A 20,154-nucleotide genomic window follows, 5' to 3' on the forward strand; every position below is an offset into this window, starting at 1 on the left:
CCGACCTGGCCGGCGATCTCCTGGATCGAGGCCGTCATCTCCTCCGAGCCCGCCGCCACCGTCGCGGCGCGCTGGCGCGCCTCATCGGCCGAGTGGCCGAGCCCGGCGGCGGAGCGCTGCATCTCCTCGACCGCCGCCCCCATGGCACCGACCACCTGCGTCACCTCGGCGGCCATGTTCACCTGCCCGGTGACCACGGACCAGGTCAGCATCGGGCCCTGATAATCGCCGTCCGGCCCCATGATCGCCGAGACCTGCAGGTCGAGCGTTTCCGGCCCGAGCTTGATCTTGGTCCGATGCGGCAGCCGGCTCGCATCGGCGAGCATCCGGCGCTGGTGCGACGGGTTCTTGTGGAAGACGTCGATCGACGCGCCGACGAGCTGCTCGGCCTTGATCGGCAGGTACTGCTCGAGCGGCCCGAGCGTGCGCCGCGAGGCGGCGTTCATGTAGTCGATGCGGAAGTCGTTGCGGGGGTCGGCGGTCATCACGGCGACCGGCATGCCCTCGATCATCGTCAGGAGACGGCTGATCTCGTTCTTCTTCCGGGTGATGTCGGCGGCGAGCTTCACCACTTTCACGGGCTTGCCGGCCGAGTCGAGGACCGGGTTGTAGGTCGCCTCGAGCCAGACCCGCTTGCCGTTGTTGCCGAAGCGCAGGAACTCGCCGGCGAAGAACTGTCCCTGTCGCAGCTTGTCCCAAAACATCCCGTAGTCCGACGAGGCGGCCGTCTCCTTGTCGAGGAACATCCGGTGATCCTTGCCGACGATCTCGTCGAGCCGGTAGTCCAGCAGCGCGAGAAAGTTCGCGTTGGCCTGAATCACCGTGCCGTCGAGATTGAACTCGATCATCGCGAGAGATTTCTTCAATGCCTCCAGTGTCGCTTCCGCGACGTTCTCTCGCCGCTTACGAAACATCTCGACAGTCCTCCCGGCGCGGAAACTGCTCAATTTTTTGGATTCAAGATCTTAATGATGAACTAAAATGACTTTTATGCGGCCCAGTCTTCAGGATCTAACAGTAATTCAAGAATAAGTCATCAGCGTACGGCAGCCGCAGGAGCGCGTGATCCGCTGCGGGAAACCGTTCGCCGCTCAGAGTGTTGCCGCCCGAGGCGGGGTCGCGGCGGCGGGGCGCTGCCGCCGGAGACCTAACCGTTAATACATCAATCGTTAACCATGAGGCGCGTGGCGGGAGGCGACGACAGGGAGCGGTCATCCGAAATCCGATTGATCGCTTCGCGATGCGGATTTCGGTGTCGCTCAGGCGTGCGGAGCGAAGCTCCGCCGTCGCGGGCTGGTGAAACCGGATCCGGACATCATCGTCCGGATCCGGTCTCGCAGCCGAGAGGCCGACCGTATGGGGCATCCTGTCCGCCTCGTCGGCGCTCCCGCGGCGTCCGTCCGATCGCCCTCACGATCGGGATGTCGGCCACGCCCGCGGGGCGGCGTGTGGCGCCGCCCCGCGGGCGTGCGGCCGGTGACCCGGGCGCAGCCCGCATCGATGCCGGGTCAGACCGCCGCCAGGCCCTGCTCGCGGATCCAGGCGTGGGTCCGGTCGAGCGCCGTGCCGAGGCGGTCGAACAGGGTGTCGATCTCGTCCGGACGGATCACCAGGGGCGGGCAGACCGCGACGCGGTCGCCGGTGAGGAAGCGGACGATCAGGCCCTCCTCCTGCGCGAAGGCGACGCAGCGGGCCGCCACGCCCGCCTTCGGGTCGTACTGGCGCTTCGTCGCCTTGTCGGCGACGATCTCGAGGCCGCCGATCAGGCCGAGCCCCTTCGCCTCGCCGACGAGCGGGTGCTCCTCGAGGGCGGAGAGCCGGCGCTGGAAGTGCGGCGCCTTCTCGGCCGCCCCCTCGATGATGCGGTCGCGCCGGTAGATCTCGATGGTCTTCAAGGCCACCGCGCTCGCCACCGGGTGCCCCGAATAGGTGGTGCCGTGCCCGAAGGTGCCGATCTTGCGGCTCTGGTCCTGCATCGCCTGGTAGAGCGTCTCGTCGACCGTCACGCCGCCGAGCGGCATGTAGGCGGAGGTGAGCGCCTTGGCGAAGGACAGGCTGTGGGGCGTCATGCCCACGGTCTGCGAGCCGAACCAGGTCCCGAGCCGGCCGAAGCCGCAGATCACCTCGTCGGCGATCAGGCGCACGTCGTAGCGGGCGAGCACCGGCTCGATCGCGGCGAAATAGCCCTTCGGCGGCACGATGGCGCCGCCCGCGCCCATCACCGGCTCGGCGATGAAGGCCGCCACCGTCTCGGGGCCCTCGCGCAGGATCATCGCCTCCAGCTCGTCCGCGAGGCGCGCCGAATAGGCCTCCTCGCTCTCGCCCGGTTCGGCGCCCCGGTAATGGTGCGGGCAGGCGGCGTGCAGGAAGCCCGGCAGCGGCAGGTCCCAGTCGGCGTGGTTGGCCATGAGGCCGGTGAGCGAGGCCGACGCCACCGTGACGCCGTGATAGCCCTTGTTGCGGCCGATGATCTTCTTCTTCTGCGGCCGGCCGAGCGCGTTGTTGAGGTACCAGGTCAGCTTGACCTGGGTGTCGTTGGCCTCCGAGCCCGAGGAGGTGAAGAACACCTTCGAGACCGGGATCGGCGCCAGCTCCTTCAGGGTCTCGGCGAGCTCGATCGCCGGGTCGTGGCTGCGGCCGGAGAACAGGTGGGTGAAGGGCAGCCGGGCCATCTGCTCGCGGGCGGCCTCGACCAGCTCCTCGTTCGAGTAGCCGAGCGCCGTGCACCACAGGCCCGCCATCCCCTCGAGATAGGGCCGGCCGTCGGTGTCGTAGACCCAGACGCCGTGGCCGCGCTCGAGCACCAGCGGCCCGGTCTGCCGGAAGGCCGCCAGGTTGGTGTAGGGGTGGATCAGGGTTTCGACGTCGCGGGTGGCGAGGTTCGAGAGCATCGTTGCTTTCCTGTCGGAGGCGCCCGGGCACGGGGCCCGGGACGTCCTCGGAGAAGGGGCCCGGGACGAGCCCCAATGTCCTCGGAGACGGGGCTCGGGAACGAGCCCCATATCCTTGAAGAGGGCGCTCGGGACGAGCCCCGGGCGGCGGAGCAGAATTCGCTTGCGCCGTCACACTAGCGGCGCGATGCCGACGCACAACCCGGGCCGCTCTCGCGGCATCGCCGCACAATCCTGGTCAGACCGACGCGCATGCTCGACCCCGCTCACTTCGTCTCGACGCCTGCGCCCGGCCGCGCCTGTGGCGCCTGCACCCTCTGCTGCAAGGTCTACGACGTGCCGGCGGTCGAGAGCGTGGCCGGGGAATGGTGCCGCCACGCCAGGCCCGGCCGGGGCTGCGGCATCCACGAGACCAGGCCCGGCCATTGCCGCGCCTTCCACTGCCTGTGGATGACGGAAGGCTGGCTCGGCCCGGAATGGAAGCCCGACAAGGCCAAGATGGTGCTCAGCCTCGACCCGACGACCCGCTTCCTGCACGTCCAGGTCGATCCGAGCCAGCCCGGCATGTGGCGCCGGGAGCCCTATTACGGCCAGCTCAAGCGCTGGGCGGTCGCCTCCCTGGCGCAGAACCGGCACGTCCTGGTCTTCGTCAACCGCAGCGCCACCGTGGTGCTGCCGGACCGGGACGAGGCCCTCGGCATCTTCGGCCCCGGCGACCGGCTCTTCTCCCGCGAGCGGATGACCCCGAACGGCGTCGTCATCGAGGTCGAGAAGCGCACCGTGGTGTGACGGGCGGCGCGGATCTATCGTCGTGCGCGCCCTCGGCGGGCATCGGGGGGCCCTGATGGGGAGCGGGCGGGCCACGGGATGACGGCGCAGGACACGAGGGAGGGACCAGCGTCCCGGCGCGACGCCGTCGTGCTCCCGCTCGCCTCGGCCGCGCACCGCCTCCACGGCTCGGTCGCCCGCGACATCGGGATCGCCATCCTGGCCGGGCGCACCCCGCCCGGCACGGTGCTGCCCGGGGAGATCGCGGCCTCCGCGACCCATGCGGTCTCGCGCACCGCCTACCGGGAGGCGATCCGGATCCTGAGCGCCAAGGGCCTGGTGGAGAGCCGGCCCAAGGCCGGCACCCGGGTGAGCGAGCGCGGCCGCTGGAACCTGCTCGATCCCGACATCCTGGCCTGGGCCTTCGAGACCGACCCGGGCGAGGCCTTCATCCGCGACCTGTTCGAGCTGCGCCGGATCGTCGAGCCGGCGGCGGCCGAGCTGGCGGCCCTGCGGCGCTCCGCCCGCGACCTCGCCCGGATGGCCGCCGCGCTCGACGGCATGGCCCGCCACGGCCTCGCGGTCCCGGCCGGCCGCGCCGCCGACCAGGCCTTCCACCACGCGATCCTGGAGGCGACCGGCAACGCCCCGCTGGTCGCCCTGTCGAGCTCGATCGCCGCTTCCGTCACCTGGACGACGATCTACAAGCAGCGCCGCCGCGCCCTGCCGCGCGACCCCCTGCCGGAGCACCGGGCGCTCTACGAGGCGATCGAGGCGGGGGAGGGGGCGCTGGCGCGGGCCCGGATGGCGGAGCTGATCCGGCTGGCGCTGGCGGACACGGAATCGTCGATGGCGGAGTGAAACAGCGGTGTCTCCGGCTCTCCTCCTCGCGACCTCATCCTGAGGTGCCCGCAAAGCGGGCCTCGAAGGAGGCCTCCAGTAAGCCCTGAGACCTCTGGAGCCCTCCTTCGAGGCTTCCTTCGGTCGCACCTCAGGATGAGGTTGTGGGTGGGAGCATGAAAGCCGGGTTGCTCGAGAGCTACTTCGCCCCCGCCGAGAACCGGTACGTGATCAGGTTCCGGTACGTCGCCCCCGGATCGAGCCGCGCGGTGCCGAAGGCGGGCTGGTTCGGCGTGTCCGGAAACACCTGCGGCTCCAGCGCCAGGGCGTCCGACTGGCGGTAGGACAGGCCCGACTTTCCCACCGCCGTCGCGTCGAGGAAGTTGCCGGCGTAGAACTGCACCCCGGGCTGGTTGCTCGCGACCTCCATCACCCGGCCCGAGGCCGGATCCTCGACCCGGGCCACGAGGTGAGCGTCGGTGGTCGGGGCGTTCGTCACCACGAAATTGTGGTCGTAGCCGCGTCCGCGCAGGATCTGCTCGTCGCGCCCGTCGCGGATGCGCGCGCCGATCGGGATGGCCGTGCGGAAGTCGAACGGCGTGCCGGCGACCGGGGCGATCGCGCCGGTCGGGATCAGTGTCGCGTCGACCGGGGTGTAGCGCTCGGCCGGGATCGTCAGGACGTGGTCGAGGATCGTGCGGCCGGAGCCCTCGCCCGCGAGGTTGAAGAAGCTGTGATTCGTCAGGTTGACGATGGTCGGCTTGTCCGTGGTCGCCCGGTACTCGACCGAGAGCGTGCCGGCGGCGTCGAGCGCGTAGGTCACGCTCGCCGTCAGGGTGCCGGGATAGCCCTCCTCGCCGTCCGGGCTGATATAGGTCAAGGTGACGGAGGGGGTGGCGCCGTCCTTGACCTCGGCGAGGGTCCACAGCCGCTTGTCGAAGCCCTCGCGGCCGCCGTGCAGCGCGTTCGGGCCGTCGTTGCGGGCGAGCGTGTAGTCCTTGCCGTCGAGGCGGAAACGGCCGGCGCGGATGCGGTTGGCGTAGCGCCCGACGCTGACCCCGAAATAGTTCGGTGCCTTGAGGTAGCCGGCGAGGTCGGGATAGCCGAGCACCACGTCCGCCGGCTTGCCCGACCGGTCCGGCACCTCAAGGGTGCGCAGCAGCGCCCCCCAGGTGAGGATCCGGGCGGTGAGGCCGCCATTGCTGAGCGTCACCTCCTCGACCGCGCGCCCGTCGGGCAGGTTGCCGAACGGCGCCTTCCGGGCCTCCCCGGCCATCGCCGGCAAGAGGCTCCCTTGCACGAGGCTGGCCGGCAGGGCGCAGGCACAGGTGAGCGCCGTGATCCATGCACGCATCCGCGTTCCCTCCGTCGCGCCGCCTCTCGCGTGCGGCCGATCCGGCGCGCCGCCGCGCCGGCCGAATTACTCATACAAATCGGTGGCGCGCTGGCAATGCCCCGGCGGGGTCAGCCGCGGTCGGCCCGGGCGGCGTCGCGCCAGGCCAGGACCACCCGCTCGAGCTCGGCCACGTCGCCGGGCGCCAGCCGGCCGAGGGTGCGGGCGACGTAGGCGGTCTGCGCCGCGATGCCGGCACGGGCGAGGGCCAGCCCCGCCTCGGTCAGGTGCAGGGCGTGGGAGCGCCGGTCGCCGGGAATCGGGCGGCGCTCGACGAGGCCGGCCTCGACCAGCCGGTCGATCAGCCCCGACACGTTGCCCTTGGTGACGTAGAGCCGTTCGGCGAGGTCCTGCTGGGTCAGCCCCTCGCGCTCGGAGAGGGTCGAGAGCACGTCGAATTGCGGGATCGACAGCCCGAGCGCCTTCAGCTCCGCCGCCACCGCGGCCGAGACGCGCCGGTGCAGGCGGATGAAGCGGAACCAGACCCGCAGCGGGTCGGCCCCGGCCGGGGCGTCGGCCCGGGTCGGGATGTGGGGGCGCGAGGAAGCCATCATGCCGATAGTTTACATCAGAACCATCTCGGCGCCATGCGCGGCGCCCGCCCGCCCGCCGCCATCCCCCGGAGGATGCACGGTGCCGCTCTAGCCGCCCCGGCACCAGTGCCATAAGCTGACGCGAGGACCGCGGGCACCAAGCCCCGGCGACGGCGGCGCGCCCGAGCGAGCGCGCCCGACGAGGGAAGGAAGACACGCCATGCTCGGCCTGATGCAGGACTGGCCCCTGCTGATCCATCGCGTCATCGACTACGCCGCCGTGCAGCACGGCGCCCGCCCGGTCATCTCGCGCTCGGTCGAGGGGCCGATGCACCGGACCACCTACGCCGAGATCCGGCAGCGGTCCCTGCGCCTGTCGAAGCGCCTCACCGCCGACGGCATCCGCCTCGGCGACCGGGTCGCGACGCTCGCCTGGAACACCTGGCGCCACCTCGAGGCCTGGTACGGCATCACCGGCGTGGGGGCGATCTATCACACGGTCAACCCGCGGCTGTTCGAGGACCAGATCGCCTACATCATCAACCACGCCGAGGACCGGATCCTCCTCCTCGACCTGACCTTCGTGCCGCTGATCGAGCGCCTGGCCGACAAGCTGACGACGATCGAGCGCTACGTCGTCCTCACCGACGGCGCCCACATGCCGCAGACGTCCCTGCGCAACGCCGTCGCCTACGAGGACTGGCTGGCCGAGGCCGACGACGACTTCGCCTGGGCGCAGTTCGAGGAGAACACCGCCGCGGGCCTGTGCTACACCTCCGGCACCACCGGCCTGCCGAAGGGCGTGCTCTACTCGCACCGCTCGAACGTGCTGCTCGGCCTGCTGGTCAACAACCCGGCCTTCATCGCGCTCGCGCCCACCGACATGGCGATGCCGGTGGTGCCCCTGTTCCACGCCAATGCCTGGGGCTTCAGCTTCGCCGCGCCGATGTCCGGCGCCGGGCTGGTGATGCCGGGGCCGAAGCTCGACGGCGCCTCGGTGCACGCGCTGCTGGAGGAGACCGGCGTCACCGTGACGGCGGCGGTGCCCACCGTCTGGCTCGGCCTGCTGCAATACCTCGACAATACCGGCAAGCGCCTGAGCCACCTGAAGCGGGTGGTGATCGGCGGCTCGGCCTGCCCGCGGGCGATGACCGAGCGCTTCGAGCGCGATTTCGGCGTCACCGTCGACCACGCCTGGGGCATGACCGAGATGAGCCCGATCGGCTCCTACTGCTCGCTCAAGCCCGAGGTCGCCCATCTCGAGGGCGAGGAGCGCCTCGACCTCAAGATGAAGCAGGGCTACGCCCCCTTCGGCGTCGAGTTCCGCCTCACCGACGACGAGGGCCGCGACCTGCCCTGGGACGGCAAGACCTTCGGGCGCCTCAAGGTCGCCGGGATGGCGGTCGCCAAGGCGTATTACCGCAGCGACGAGCCGATCCTCGACGATCGCGGCTTCTTCGACACCGGCGACGTCGCCACCATCGATCCCAACGGCTACATGGCAATCACCGACCGCTCGAAGGACGTGATCAAGTCCGGCGGCGAGTGGATCTCCTCGATCGACCTCGAGAACCTCGCGGTCGGCCACCCGGATGTGGCGGAGGCCGCGGTGATCGGCGTGCAGCACCCGAAATGGGACGAGCGCCCGCTGCTCATCGTGGTGCCGAAGGAGGGTCGGACTCCCGACAAGGCCGACATCCTGGCCTTCATGGCGCCGCGCATCGCCAAGTGGTGGATGCCCGACGACGTCGTGGTGGTGCAGGCCATCCCCCACACCGCCACCGGCAAGATCCAGAAGACCGCCCTGCGCGACCAGTTCCGCGACTACCGCCTGCCCGGGGCGGCCTGAGCGCGCAGGTCCCGTCACCGCCCGCCCCGTAGCGCCCGCCGCCGCGGGGCGGTACACCGGGGCAGGGCCGCCCATCCCGGCGCGGCCGTGTCCCACCGGATTCATGCGCCGCCCGCCCCGCTCTCACGCTTCCGCCCCATGCGCCGCCTGATCGTCGTGGAGCCCGTCACCCGGGCGGCGCCGTGGGCGTTGCGCCTCGCCTGGCTGTCCCTCGCGGTGGTCGGGCTCGCGCTGCTCCTGGTGCGCGATCCCCGGGCCGAGACCGATGCGGCGCTCGCGGCGCTCGGCTCCGGGGTCGGCCTCGCGATGCTGGCGGTGCTGCTCGCCCTCGCGGCCTTCGTGCGGATCTGGCGCGAGGGCGCGCGGGGGCTCGGCATCGCGGTCGGCGGGCTCGTGCTCGCCGCCCTGGTCCTGGCCTACCCGGCCTTCATGGCGGCCCGCGGCGCGATGCTGCCGGCGCTCACCGATGTTTCGACCGATGTCGAGAACCCGCCCGCCTTCTCGCGCTCCCGCGCCGCCTGGGAGGCCCGGGGCCGGCGCCTGCCGCGCGATTCCAGCCCCGCCGCCCGGGCGCTCCAGCGCGAGGCCTACCCGCAGATCGCGCCCCTGACCCTCGATCTCGGGCCCGACGAGGCCTTCGCCCTCGCCATGAAGGCGGCGCAGAACCGCAAGTGGCAGGTGGTCGAATCCTACAAGCCCGGCGGCCGGATCGGGAACGGGCGCATCGAGGCGGTGGTGCGCTCGCGCCTGCTCGGGCTGCCCTACGACGTCACCGTGCGGCTGCACCCGCGGGCCGACGGCACCCGCATCGACGTGCGCTCCGCCACCCGCTTCGGCGACCGTGATTTCGGCCAGAACGCCGACCACATCCGCGCCTACCTGGACGAGATCGGGAACTTGGCGTTGGCGGTGAAGTAGGAAGCCGGCCTCAGGCCGGCCGGTACTCGGAATCGAGCGCCGGCGGCCCGTCGGTCGCGACGCGGCCGCGCGCGACCAGATCCTCCAGGTGGGCGAAGACCGAGAGGGCGGCGGCGGGGTGGAGCCGCGGGTCGATCCCGGCATAGAGCGCGGCGACGATGCCCGGGATCGTGCGCTCGCCTCCGGCCAGCCGCTCGAGGATCCCGGTCTCGCGGGCGCGGCGATGGGTGAGGAGCCCGCGCACGAAGCGCTGCGGCTCCCGCACCGGCCCGCCATGGCCCGGCCAGTACACGGTCTCGGGCCGGTCGCGCAGCCTGTCGAGGGAGGCCATGTAGGCCCCCATCGCGCCGTCCGGCGGCGCCACGATGCTGGTCGACCACGCCATGACGTGGTCGCCCGAGAACAGGGTCGCCTCCTCGGGCAGCGCGAAGGCGAGGTGGTTCATGGTGTGGCCCGGCGTGGCGAGCGCCGTCAGGGTCCAGCCCGGGCCCGCGACGCTCTCGCCCTCTGCCAGCTCCCGGTCCGGCCGGTGGTCGCCGTCGCCCGCCGCGTCGAGGCGCCCCTGCTCGGCGCCGCGGACGGCGCGGGCCGGCCGGTGCAGGCCGCAGCCGAGGATCGGCGCCCCGGTCGCTGCTTTCAGCGGGCGGGCGCCCGGCGAGTGGTCGCGGTGGGTGTGGGTGACGAGGATCGCCTCGACGCTCTCGCCATCGAGCGCCGCGAGCAGGGCCGCCCGGTGCGCCGGGTGGTCCGGGCCGGGATCGATCACCGCCACGCGGCCGCGCCCGACGATGTAGGTGCAGGTGCCGCTCTGGGTGAAGGGCCCGGCATTCGGGCAGACCAGACGGCGGATCAGCGGCGACACCGCCTCGACCCGACCGCTCTCCGGGGCTTCGCGCAGGAAGACGGGCTCCTCAGACTCGCTCAACCGACCGGCCTCCCGACGCGCCCCTCGCGACCCGTCCGGGTTAGCGGCCGCGATCCACCCTGTCGAGGGCCGTCGCCCGAGCGACGCGATCCGCGACAGCGTCAGCCAGCGAGCCAGGCCCAGCACAGGAGACCGGCGAAGAACACGCCGGAACTCAGGAACACGGCCGCGACTTCGCGGTAACGGAGCAGACGGTTCTCGAGCGCGGGCGACATGGCAGGCAGCGGCAGGGCGGGAGGAGCGGGACGGAAAGGCTATGGGGACGGGCAGACGTGAAGCCGGTCGGGCTTGATCTGCCTGACGGTGCGGATCAGTGAGGGTCCGTACCGGCGAGGACGGGATACTTTCGTCATGCCGGACCGCGAAGCGCAAGCGTCACGACGGCCCGGGCGGGTGGAAGGCCGCCCCTGTCTCCGGCCCGCAACAGGCACCGGCAGCGGCCACGCCCTCCGTCAGCGGAACGGCGAGGGCGACACGACCCGGACCGGCGCGAAGCTCGCGTCGCTGACGACCTCGGAGAAACCCGTCGCCCGGGCGGCATAGCGCAGGCGCACGAACTCGCCCCGGCCCTCGGCGGCGAGAGAGCGGCGGAACTCGGCCCGGACGCGCTCCAGGCGACTCACGTCGAGGGTGCGGTCGAGCGCACGCCGCTCGTTCGCCGAGAGCATCGCGGCGTGGCGGAAATCGACGAAGCGGGCCTCCCCGGCCCGGTCGCGGCCGGCAAAGACCTTCGCGCCGGAGGCGCCCGCCACCGCGTCGCCGGGCCGGAGGGTCGCGTCCCGCAGGAGCAGCCGGGCGTAGCCGCCTTGGCCGGGCTGGCACGAGCAGCTCCGCACCTGCCGCTTGCGATAGGTGAAGGCGGCGGCGAGGCTGCGGTAGGGCCGTCCGTCGAGATCGACCGCCCGGTCGAGCTCCTCGCCCGCCCGCACGGTGTAGAGGGCGGTCTCGGCCCCCGGGCAGGCCGCGGCGCAGGCCTGCCCGAGCGCCGGCTGGGCGCCCTGCCCGTCGAGATTGGCGAGGGGAAACGCGTAGCCGTCGCAGGTGCGCACGCAGACGGCGCGGTCGTAGCTGCCGGCGAAGCCCCCGGGTTCCCGGGCCGGGCGGGACTCCAGGCCGGCCGGCGGGGATGCGGTCCGGCGCGGCGCAGGCGTCACCCAGCGCGCCCGCTCGACCGTGGCCTGGTCCGGCCTGCTCGTCCAGCGCGCCCGACGCTCCCGCAGGGCCGGCTGTGGCTGCGGCGCCCGCGCCGGCAGCCCGAGGCTGCGCGGCACGTCGCCGAGCAGGAAGTTGAGCACCCCGGCATCGTCCGCGGCGTGCACCAACGTGGTGCCGGCTCCGACGCCTCCGAGGCCGAGCAGCATGCCGAGCGCCAGCATGCGGACGAGGGTTCGCGCCTGGGCGCCGCCGGGCGGCCTCGCGGTCATGGGGAATGTCACGGGGATGCCTCACCGAAGGTTAAGGCCAATTAACGGAACGCCCCGGACCGAAGCAACTGCGGAGAATCGCTGAGATAACAACTTCATGACTCGGATCCCGGGCGCGGGCGATTCGCCGGTCCGACGCTCCGCCGTGCCGGCCTTCGAGACGTCCGCTCGCCCTCCAGGCTCCGACTCGCCCTCCAGGCTCTGACAAATGGTGGCCATTCGGCCCTCCGGCGCGTTGTCAGGCTGAAGGCGGCGGCAGCGGACCGCGCGCCAGGAGGAGAGTCGCGATGGATTCCGATCGAATCACCGGCGCGGGCAGGGAGCTCGGCGGCAAGGCGCAGCAGCGGATCGGCGAGTGGACGGGCGATGCCGGCACCCAGGCCCAGGGCTTCGCGGACCAGGCGACGGGAGCGGCCCGCAACGCCTATGGCCAGGCCAAGGACGCGGTGCGCGGCCTCGCCGACGCCGCGCCCGATTACGCCGACCAGGCCCGCGAGGCCGGGCGCCATTATTACGAGCGCGGGAACCGGGCGGTCGCCCGCCAGGTCGGCGACCAGCACCTCGCCGCCCTGCTGGTCGCGGGCGCGGTCGGCTACCTGTTCGGCTGGCTGATCCACGGCCGGCACTGACGGGACACGCGCGCTTTCCCCTCCGCAGTCGATCGCGGGTCTGCCCGGGATCGCAGCAAGGGGTGGTGAGGGGTTTGGGGGATCGACGATCCGATTTGGGAGTGGTGCCGCGTCTGGCGGTGCGGTGCCTCCTGCACACACCCCCTCCAACTCCTCCCCACAGGCTTGAGCGATCTCGGGCGAGCCCGAGATCGCCTGGGGAGGAGAGGCGCCCGATCTCACAACGGATCAGGCGGACATCACATCACTCCGCCGTCATCGCCTCTCCGTCCTCCGCCGCCGGCTCCGGCAGCGCCATCACCCGCGGCGGGTGCCCCGTCGCCTCGAGGAAGCGGATCAGGTCGCCGGGGGCGACCGCCGTGGTGGCGCCGTTGTGGAGCGGGTGGAAGTTGACCGGGTCGTGCGCCATCAGCCCGGCATCGAGCACCACGTTGACCGTGCCCTCGCGGTCGTTGATCAGCCCGAAGGGCGTCACCGAGCCGGGTCGAACCCCGAGCCGCTCGTAGAGCAGCTCGGCCGAGCCGAAGGAGAAGCGGCCGGTGGCGCCGAGGGGTCCGTGCAGGCGCTTGAGGTCGATGCGCGCCTCGGCCTCGGCGACGACCAGGAACAGGCGGCCGCGCTTGTCCTTCAGGAAGAGGTTCTTCGAGTGGCCGCCCGGCATCGCCGCCTTGAGGTCGCGGGATTCCGCCACCGTATGCACGGGGACGTGCTTCACGGTGGCGTGAGCGATGCCGAGCCGGTCGAGGAAGGCGAACAGCTCCTCCGGGGTCGAAGGACTCATGCGGGCTGGCTCATGCGGCGAGATGGCGGGCGAGCGCCGCCGGGTCGACGTTGCCGCCCGACAGGATCACGCCGACGCGCTTGCCCTTGACCTCTACCGCCCCCTCGAAGGCCGCCGCCGCCGCGAGGCAGCCGGTCGGCTCGACCACGAGCTTCATCCGCTCGACGAAGAACCGCATGGCGGAGACGAGCTGGGCGTCCGTGGCGGTCACGATGCCGGCCGCGTCCCGCTGGATGATCGGGAAGGTGTGCCGGCCGAGATGCGTGGTAAGCGCCCCGTCGGCGATCGAGACCGGCACCGGGATGCGCACGACCTCGCCCTTGGCCAGCGATTGCTGGCCGTCATTGCCGGCCTCGGGCTCGACGCCCCAGATCTCCACTCCCGGCGAGAGGGCGCGCGCCGCCAGGCACGAGCCGGCGAGAAGCCCGCCGCCGCCGAGGCAGACGAGCAGCACGTCGAGGGGGCCGACCTCCTCGATCAGCTCCTTCACGGCCGTGCCCTGGCCGGCGATCACGTCCGGGTGGTCGTAAGGCGGGATCATCGACAGGCCGCGCTCCTCGGCGAGCCGGTGGCTCACCGCCTCGCGGTCCTCCTTGTAGCGGTCGTACACCACGATCTCGGCGCCGTAGCCGCGGGTGGCCGCGACCTTGATGGCCGGCGCGTCGTGCGGCATCACGATCACGGTCGGCACAGTCTGAAGGGCTCCCGCATAGGCGATGGCCTGGGCGTGGTTGCCGGACGAGAAGGCCAGCACCCCGCGCCGGCGCTGCTCGGGCGAGAGCGCCGCGATGGCGTTGCAGGCACCCCGGAACTTGAAGGCGCCGGCGCGCTGCAGCGGCTCGGCCTTGAAGAACAGCGTGGCGCCCGTCCGCGCGTCGGCGGTGCGGGAGGTGAGCACCGGGGTCCGGTGGGCGATGCCGCGGATGCGCTCCGCGGCGGCCTCGACATCGGCGAACGTGACGCTCATCAGCGGTTCTCGAAGTTGGGTTTGCGCTTCTCGACGAAGGCTTTCATGCCTTCCTTCTGGTCGTGGGTGGCGAACAGGCCGTAGAACACCCGGCGCTCGTAGCGGATGCCCTCGGTCAGCGTCGTCTCGAAGGCGCGGTCGACGCTCTCCTTGGCGACCATCACGGAGGGCAGGGACATCGACGCGATGGTCTCGGCGGCCCTCAATGCCTCGCCGAGGAGATCGGCCGCCGGCACCACCCGGGCGACGAGGCCGGAGCGCTCGGCCTCGGCCGCGTCCATCATCCGGCCGGTGAGGCAGAGGTCCATCGCCTTGGCCTTGCCGACCGCCCGGGTCAGGCGCTGGGTGCCGCCGGCGCCGGGGATGACGCCGAGCTTGATCTCGGGCTGGCCGAACTTCGCGGTGTCGGCGGCCACGATGAAGTCGCACATCAGCGCCAGCTCGCAGCCGCCGCCGAGGGCGTAGCCCGCCACTGCCGCGATGATCGGCTTGCGCCGCCGGCCGACCTTGTCCCACTCGCCGAACGGGTCGGCCATGAAGAATTCCGGATGGGTGCGGTCCTGCATCTCGCGGATGTCGGCGCCGGCGGCGAAAGCCTTCTCGGAGCCGGTGATGACGATGCAGCCGATGCCGTCGTCGCGCTCGTAGCCGTCGAGGGCGTGGTTCAGCTCGGCGATGAGCGCGTTGCACAGGGCGTTGAGCGCCGCCGGCCGGTGCAGGGTGATGAGCGCCACCCGCCCGCGCGTCTCGACCCGGATGTTCTCGTACTCCACGGCGTTCCTCCCGCTCATCTCAGCCCTTGGCTAGGGGAGGGCGGGGCCGCGCGCAAGCGCCCGCGCGACGAGCGCCTTCAGGCCGGCGGCGGGGGATCCGGCGCCTCGACCACGTCCTGGCGCTGGAGCTGGAGGGCGACGAACCAGCATAGCGACGCCCAGGCGGCGCCGACGCACCAGCCGGCCAGCACGTCGCTCGGCCAGTGGACGCCGAGATAGACCCGGCTCGCCCCGACCAGCAGCGTCGTGACGACGCCGAGCCCCATCACGAAGGCCTTGACCTTGCGCGAGCGCTCGACCCGGGCGAGCAGGATCGCTAGCGTCAGGTAGGCGATCGCCGACAGCATGGCGTGGCCGCTCGGAAAGCTCGCCGTGAAGGTCTCCATGCCGTGGGGCACGAGGTCCGGCCGCGGCCGGCGGAAGAAGAGCTTCAGGCCGGTCGACAGCAATTCGCCGCCGCCGACCGCCACCACGACGAACAGGGCGGCGCGCCGGCGCGCCGTGACCGCGAGGTAGAGCACCACGCAGGCGGTGACGTAGACGATGCCGAACACGCTGCCGAAGGCGGTGATGTCGCGCATCGTCTCCGGCAGCCAGGACGGGCCGATCGGCTGGGCGAGGTCGCCGGGCACCCGCAGCGCCAGCAGCAGCCGGTCGTCGAAGCCGAACGACCCGCCCTCCCGGATCTCGTCGGCGAGCTTGAAGAACCCGAAGCCGAACAGGCTGACGGCGAGGAGCGAGGCCAGCGGCCCGATCTCGTTGAGGCGCAGGCGCCGCCACACCGCCGTGGCGTGGCGCCCGAAGGGGATCGGCACCGTGCGCATCAGGCGCCCCCGAACGGGAAGCGCCCCCGCGCCTCCCATGGCCCGCCGAGGTAGCGCCAGATCAGGAGGCCGGTGCCGCGGATCTCCCGCGGCACGAAGGCGGCCTCGAGGTCGCGGTGGAGCGCCCGCGCCTCCTCGGGCGCAACCTTGTTCTGCACGGTGACGTGGGGCCGGAAGCCCTGCCGGTCCTGCGGCGTCAGCCAGGGCCCGAACGCGGCGGCGAGCCGCCCGCGCAGGGCCGACAGGCGGGCGGAGTCGAGCGCGTAGGCGACGCCGCGGCCGATGAAGCGCAAGCCCGTGACCGCCACCGGCATCACGCTCTCCGTCCGCACCTCCGCCGCCAGGGTCTCGGCGATCCCGCGTTCCTCCTCGCCCGGCAGGTGGTGGAAGAGCGTCACGTGGGCCGGGATCCGGTTGAGGCGTTCGGGGAAGTGGCGGCGGCGCTGGCCGTCGAACTCCGCGAAGGCGGCCTCGTCGAGCTCCAGGGTGAGGATCAGGGGGTTCTGCGACATCCTCCCGGCCAAATGGCGCGGGCGGCCGGAATGGCCAGGGCCGTCGCGATGATCCGTCCCGATGATCCCTGCCGCTGTTCAGGCCGGTCCCGGCCCGCTACACGGCGCCCATGCGCGACGGCACCGACATGGTCCATATCGGCCGGGACGGCTGGCTCTTCCTGACGGGCGGCACCAACCGGGTGCGGCAGCTCTACCGGGCGAGCCTGCCCGTGGCCTGGCGGCTGTGGCGCTGGCGCCGGCTGATCGAGGCCCGCACCGCGCGGGCCGCCGCCTTGGGCGCCCGCGCCTTCCACGTCGTGGTGCCGGAGAAGCTCAGCATCTACGACGACCGCCTCGACGGGCTCGCCGTCGATCCCGCCCTCTCGCCGGCCCGCCGCCTCGGCGCGCAACTCGCCCGCTCGCGGGCGGCGCGGGCCTGGATCGACCTCGTCGGCCCGTTGCGGGCGGCGCGCGACGCCGAGCCGCCGCTCTACCTGCGCACCGACACCCACTGGAGCCAGGAGGGCTGCCGGTTGGCCTACGGGGAGATCATGCGGGCGCTCGGCGCCGCGGTGCCGGCCGATCTCGGGCTCAGGCCCTTCCACGACCACGCCGGCGTGCTCGACCTCGGCGTCAAGCTCGATCCGGCCCCGACCGAGACGATGCGGGTCTACGAGGTCCAGCGCGACGCCGTGCGGGTCTACGCCAACCCGCTGGTCGAGGCCCACGAGGCGCGGGGCACCGCCGCCGACCTCCATGTCGGCGCCCACGTGGTCTTTCACAACGCGAGCCCGACGGCCGATCCCCGGACCCTGATGCTGTTCGGCGATTCCTGCTCGCACTTCCACCCGATCTTCCTCACCGGGCTCCTCGCCGAGAGCTTCCGCGAGCTGCACTTCGTCTGGTCGGCGAATCTCGACTGGGCTTACGTCGAGCGGGTGCGCCCGCACCTGCTGCTGGTCGAGGTGGCGGAGCGCTTCCTCGCCCGCGTGCCGCATGACCGGTTCGACGTCGCGGCCGAGGGGGCGCGGCCCCTTCCTGCCAAGGGCCGCGATAGCGGGATCTGACGCATCGGCCATTGCGGCGGCGCGCCGTCGCCCCACCTTGGCGAGCGGACGGGTGAGGAGGGTGCGATGGGGCTTCTGGTCGACGGCGTCTGGCACGACGCGTGGTACGACACCAGCAAGACCGGCGGGCGCTTCGTGCGCAAGGACGCGGCCTTTCGCAACTGGATCACGCCGGACGGCGCGGCGGGCCCGAGCGGGGAGGGCGGCTTTCCGGCGGAGGCCGGGCGCTACCACCTCTACGTCTCGCTCGCCTGCCCGTGGGCGCACCGCACCCTGATCGTGCGGGCTCTCAAGGGGCTCGCGGACGCGATCTCGGTCTCGGTGGTCGACCCGCACATGGGCGCTAAGGGCTGGGTGTTCGGCGACAGCCCGGGCGCCGGGCCGGACAAGGTCAACGGCGCCACCCGGCTCTCCGAGGTCTACCTCAAGGCCGACCCGCATTATACCGGCCGGGTCACCGTCCCGGTGCTGTGGGACACGGTTCGACAGACCATCGTGTCGAACGAATCGGCCGAGATCATCCGGATGCTGAACGCCGCCTTCGGCGGCACCGGCCCCGATCTCTACCCGGAGGACCTGCGCGCGGAGATCGACGACCTGAACGCCCGGGTCTACGACCGGGTGAACAACGGCGTCTACAAGGCCGGCTTCGCGACCAGCCAGGACGCCTACGCGGAGGCGGTGACGGCGCTCTTCGAGGAACTCGACGCCCTCGATGCCCGCCTCGACCGCTCCCGCTACCTGGTGGGCGGTCGGCTCACCGAGGCCGACATCCGGCTGTTCACGACGCTGGTGCGGTTCGACCCGGTCTATGTCGGGCACTTCAAGTGCAACCTGCGCCGGATCGCCGACTACCCGAACCTCGCGCCCTACCTGCGCGACCTCTACCAGACCCCCGGCATCGCCCCGACGGTGAACCTCACCCACATCAAGCGGCACTATTACGAGAGCCACCCGACCATCAACCCGACCGGCATCGTGCCGCTCGGGCCGGTGCTGGATTACGACGCGCCGCATGGGCGGGCGGAGCGGTTCGGACCCTGATCATCGACGGATGAACCCCGCCATCCTGCCGCGAGGTTTCCACTCCACAGAGTCATCCCGGGCTCCGCTTTCGCGGCCCCGGAATGATGAGGGTTTCAGCCCGTTGCACGACAGTGCGGTTTTGGAGGCAGCGTCAGGCCCTCCTACCCGCGACCTCATCCTGAGGTGCCCGCAGAGCGGGCCTCGAAGGAGGGCTCCAGAAGCCTCCGCAATCCCTGGAGCCCTCCTTCGAGGTCAGGCCATCTGCGATGGCCTGACATCTCAGGATGAGGTTTGAGGATCGGAGGCACGTGACCGCCAATGGATTGCACTGTCGTGTACCGTGGGGTTTCAAAGACCGGCTCTCTCAGCCCGTCGTCGAGAACACGTCCGGCAATGACGGCAGCCTCTGCCTCAGGCGCAGCAGCGCGATGGTCTCGATCTCGGCGAGCGCCCGGGCCCGCTCCTCGTCTGGCGGATTGTCGAGGCGCTGGCTGAGCTGAGAGAGGATCTCGTCCGGTCCCTTGCCCCGCACCGCCATCACGAACGGGAAGCCGTGACGGGCGCGGTAGCGCTCGTTGAGGTCGAGGAAGCGCGCGCGGCCCTCCTGGTCGAGGGCGTCGAGGCCGGCCGAGGCCTGCTCGGCGCGGGATTCCGGCGCGAGGTCGACCGCCGCCACCCGGCCGGCGAGGTCGGGATGGGCGCGGATCAGCGCCAGCTGCCGCTCCGGCTCGGCCCCCCGCATCACCGCCACCATGGCGGCGTGGAGCCCGTCGGCGCTGTCCTGCATGCCAGAGAGCCCGGCAGCAACGGTGCCCTCGGCCACCCAGGGCGAGTGCTCGAACACGTCGCCGAAGCTCTCCACGAACAGGGCGCGGCCCATCCGGCTCGGGGTCAGGCCGGCGGGCGGGTGGGTCCTGGCCCAGTGCCGCGCGATGTCGATGCGCCGGGTCACCCAGACGTCCTCATGCGCCGCCACGTGGTCGAGGAAGCGCGCGAGCGCCGCGATGCGGCCGGGCCGGCCGACGAGGCGGCAATGCAGGCCGACCGACAGCATCCGGGGCGTCTCGGCGCCCTCGGCGTAGAGCACGTCGAACGAGTCGCGCAGGTAGGCGAAGAACTGGTCGCCGCTGTTGAACCCCTGCGGGGTGGCGAACCGCATGTCGTTGGCGTCGAGGGTATAGGGCACGACGAGCTGGGGCGCCCGTGGGCCGTCGACCCAGTAGGGCAGCTCGTCGGCATAGGAATCCGCCGAGTAGAGGAAGCCGCCCTCCTCCATCACCAGGCGCAGGGTATTTTCCGAGGTCCGGCCGGTGTACCAGCCGAGCGGGCGCTCGCCCGTCACCTCGGTGTGGATCCGGATCGCCTCGCTCATGTGGGCCTTCTCCTCCTCGTAGGAGAAGTCGCGGTAGTCGATCCATTTCAGGCCGTGCGAGGCGATCTCCCAGCCGGCCTCGCGCATGGCCGCGACAGCTTCGGGGTTGCGCTGGAGGGCGGTCGCGACGCCGTAGACCGTCACCGGCAGGTTGCGCGCGGTGAACAGCCGGTGCAGGCGCCAGAAGCCGACCCGGGAGCCGTACTCGTAGATCGATTCCATGCTCATGTGGCGCTGGCCCGGCCAGGGCTGCGCGCCGACGATCTCCGACAGGAACGCCTCCGAGGCCCGGTCGCCGTGCAGCAGGCAGTTCTCGCCGCCCTCCTCGTAGTTGATGACGAACTGCACCGCGAGGCGGGCGCCGTCCGGCCATTGCGCGTGGGGCGGCGTGCGGCCGTAGCCGACGAGGTCGCGGGGGTAGGGGGTATCGGTCATGGGCGGATCCGGTGGAGGCCGGGACTGCTCATCGGGGGCCGGGAAAGGCGCGGGATCCCCTCTCCCGTGTGGGAGAGGGGTTGGGGTGAGGGTGGAGACGGTGCCGGATCGATCTCCGATCGTTCCGCTCCGAGCACGACGCGCAGCGTTTCACACTGGAGCGTGTCACCCTCACCCCCGGCCCCTCTCCCATACGGGAGAGGGGAGCCGCGCCTGGCCCGGCAACCAGAGGAGCGGGGCGGCCG

At 71.8% G+C, this 20,154-nt stretch carries 19 protein-coding genes; 7 read left to right on the forward strand and 12 right to left on the reverse strand.

Annotation, left to right across the window (positions count from 1 at the left end; all coding sequences use genetic code 11):
• Both EU555_RS32310 and EU555_RS32315 read right to left on the reverse strand, forming a co-directional pair.
• Window positions 1–914: PAS domain-containing protein (locus EU555_RS32310; RefSeq protein WP_135419438.1), on the reverse strand; the 914-nt coding region annotated here is incomplete at its 3' end.
• A 594-nt stretch (window positions 915–1,508) separates the two neighbouring features.
• Complete coding sequence (locus EU555_RS32315) at window positions 1,509–2,891, reverse strand: aminotransferase (protein WP_135419439.1); 1,383 nt, start codon at window positions 2,889–2,891, stop codon at window positions 1,509–1,511.
• A gap of 252 nt (window positions 2,892–3,143) precedes the next feature.
• Between EU555_RS32315 and EU555_RS32320 the strand changes: the two genes are divergently transcribed.
• Together EU555_RS32320 and EU555_RS32325 are read left to right on the forward strand one after the other, a co-directional pair.
• Window positions 3,144–3,680, forward strand: coding sequence for a hypothetical protein (locus EU555_RS32320; protein WP_135419440.1), 537 nt, complete (start codon window positions 3,144–3,146; stop codon window positions 3,678–3,680).
• Window positions 3,681–3,809: 129 nt separating this feature from the next.
• Window positions 3,810–4,520, forward strand: a complete 711-nt coding sequence (locus EU555_RS32325; RefSeq protein WP_245524603.1) for a FadR/GntR family transcriptional regulator — start codon at window positions 3,810–3,812, stop codon at window positions 4,518–4,520.
• Window positions 4,521–4,698: 178 nt separating this feature from the next.
• On the opposite strand, the gene EU555_RS32330 is transcribed toward EU555_RS32325, so the two are convergent.
• Complete coding sequence (locus EU555_RS32330) at window positions 4,699–5,775, reverse strand: aldose epimerase family protein (RefSeq protein WP_245524606.1); 1,077 nt, start codon at window positions 5,773–5,775, stop codon at window positions 4,699–4,701.
• A 188-nt stretch (window positions 5,776–5,963) separates the two neighbouring features.
• Complete coding sequence (locus EU555_RS32335; RefSeq protein WP_135419474.1) at window positions 5,964–6,443, reverse strand: MarR family winged helix-turn-helix transcriptional regulator; 480 nt, start codon at window positions 6,441–6,443, stop codon at window positions 5,964–5,966.
• Between the two features lie 202 nt (window positions 6,444–6,645).
• Between EU555_RS32335 and EU555_RS32340 the strand changes: the two genes are divergently transcribed.
• Both EU555_RS32340 and EU555_RS32345 read left to right on the forward strand, forming a co-directional pair.
• Window positions 6,646–8,274, forward strand: a complete 1,629-nt coding sequence (locus EU555_RS32340) for a long-chain-fatty-acid--CoA ligase (protein ID WP_135419443.1) — start codon at window positions 6,646–6,648, stop codon at window positions 8,272–8,274.
• Between the two features lie 138 nt (window positions 8,275–8,412).
• Window positions 8,413–9,192 carry a DUF1499 domain-containing protein gene (locus EU555_RS32345; protein ID WP_135419444.1) on the forward strand — a complete coding sequence of 260 codons (780 nt, stop codon included), beginning with the start codon at window positions 8,413–8,415 and terminating at the stop codon, window positions 9,190–9,192.
• Window positions 9,193–9,202: 10 nt separating this feature from the next.
• On the opposite strand, the gene EU555_RS32350 is transcribed toward EU555_RS32345, so the two are convergent.
• Both EU555_RS32350 and EU555_RS32355 read right to left on the reverse strand, forming a co-directional pair.
• Entirely contained in the window at window positions 9,203–10,117 is a 915-nt protein-coding gene (locus tag EU555_RS32350) for an MBL fold metallo-hydrolase (RefSeq protein ID WP_135419445.1), read from the reverse strand.
• 452 nt (window positions 10,118–10,569) lie between these two features.
• Window positions 10,570–11,541, reverse strand: a complete 972-nt coding sequence (locus EU555_RS32355) for a DUF2865 domain-containing protein (protein WP_135419446.1) — start codon at window positions 11,539–11,541, stop codon at window positions 10,570–10,572.
• Window positions 11,542–11,828: 287 nt separating this feature from the next.
• Between EU555_RS32355 and EU555_RS32360 the strand changes: the two genes are divergently transcribed.
• Window positions 11,829–12,170 carry a CsbD family protein gene (locus EU555_RS32360; RefSeq protein ID WP_135419447.1) on the forward strand — a complete coding sequence of 114 codons (342 nt, stop codon included), beginning with the start codon at window positions 11,829–11,831 and terminating at the stop codon, window positions 12,168–12,170.
• Window positions 12,171–12,414: 244 nt separating this feature from the next.
• Here the strand turns inward: EU555_RS32360 and EU555_RS32365 are convergent, their stop codons facing one another.
• The 5 genes from EU555_RS32365 to EU555_RS32385 all read right to left on the reverse strand — a co-directional run bounded on the left by EU555_RS32365 (window position 12,415) and on the right by EU555_RS32385 (window position 16,027).
• Window positions 12,415–12,951 carry a prolyl-tRNA synthetase associated domain-containing protein gene (locus EU555_RS32365; RefSeq protein ID WP_135419448.1) on the reverse strand — a complete coding sequence of 179 codons (537 nt, stop codon included), beginning with the start codon at window positions 12,949–12,951 and terminating at the stop codon, window positions 12,415–12,417.
• A gap of 10 nt (window positions 12,952–12,961) precedes the next feature.
• Complete coding sequence (locus EU555_RS32370; protein ID WP_135419449.1) at window positions 12,962–13,918, reverse strand: threo-3-hydroxy-L-aspartate ammonia-lyase; 957 nt, start codon at window positions 13,916–13,918, stop codon at window positions 12,962–12,964.
• The gene (locus tag EU555_RS32375; RefSeq protein WP_135419475.1) at window positions 13,918–14,691 is read right to left on the reverse strand and encodes an enoyl-CoA hydratase; all 774 of its coding nucleotides are present in this window, start codon (window positions 14,689–14,691) and stop codon (window positions 13,918–13,920) included. The genes EU555_RS32370 and EU555_RS32375 overlap by 1 nt, the downstream gene beginning before the upstream one ends.
• Before the next feature lie 77 nt (window positions 14,692–14,768).
• Window positions 14,769–15,515, reverse strand: coding sequence for a phosphatase PAP2 family protein (locus EU555_RS32380; protein WP_135419450.1), 747 nt, complete (start codon window positions 15,513–15,515; stop codon window positions 14,769–14,771).
• Window positions 15,515–16,027, reverse strand: a complete 513-nt coding sequence (locus tag EU555_RS32385) for a 2'-5' RNA ligase family protein (protein WP_135419451.1) — start codon at window positions 16,025–16,027, stop codon at window positions 15,515–15,517. The genes EU555_RS32380 and EU555_RS32385 overlap by 1 nt, the downstream gene beginning before the upstream one ends.
• Before the next feature lie 110 nt (window positions 16,028–16,137).
• Here EU555_RS32385 and EU555_RS32390 point away from each other — a divergent pair, with 110 nt between their 5' ends.
• Together EU555_RS32390 and EU555_RS32395 are read left to right on the forward strand one after the other, a co-directional pair.
• A complete protein-coding gene (locus EU555_RS32390) occupies window positions 16,138–17,076 on the forward strand; it encodes an alginate O-acetyltransferase AlgX-related protein (protein ID WP_135419452.1) in 939 nt (312 codons plus the stop codon).
• Between the two features lie 66 nt (window positions 17,077–17,142).
• Window positions 17,143–18,120, forward strand: coding sequence for a glutathione S-transferase family protein (locus tag EU555_RS32395; RefSeq protein ID WP_135419453.1), 978 nt, complete (start codon window positions 17,143–17,145; stop codon window positions 18,118–18,120).
• Between the two features lie 346 nt (window positions 18,121–18,466).
• Here the strand turns inward: EU555_RS32395 and puuE are convergent, their stop codons facing one another.
• Window positions 18,467–19,909 carry an allantoinase PuuE gene (gene puuE, locus EU555_RS32400; protein ID WP_135419454.1) on the reverse strand — a complete coding sequence of 481 codons (1,443 nt, stop codon included), beginning with the start codon at window positions 19,907–19,909 and terminating at the stop codon, window positions 18,467–18,469.
• Window positions 19,910–20,154: the final 245 nt, after the last annotated feature.

This window comes from Methylobacterium nonmethylotrophicum, assembly GCF_004745635.1.
GTDB lineage: Bacteria > Pseudomonadota > Alphaproteobacteria > Rhizobiales > Beijerinckiaceae > Methylobacterium > Methylobacterium nonmethylotrophicum.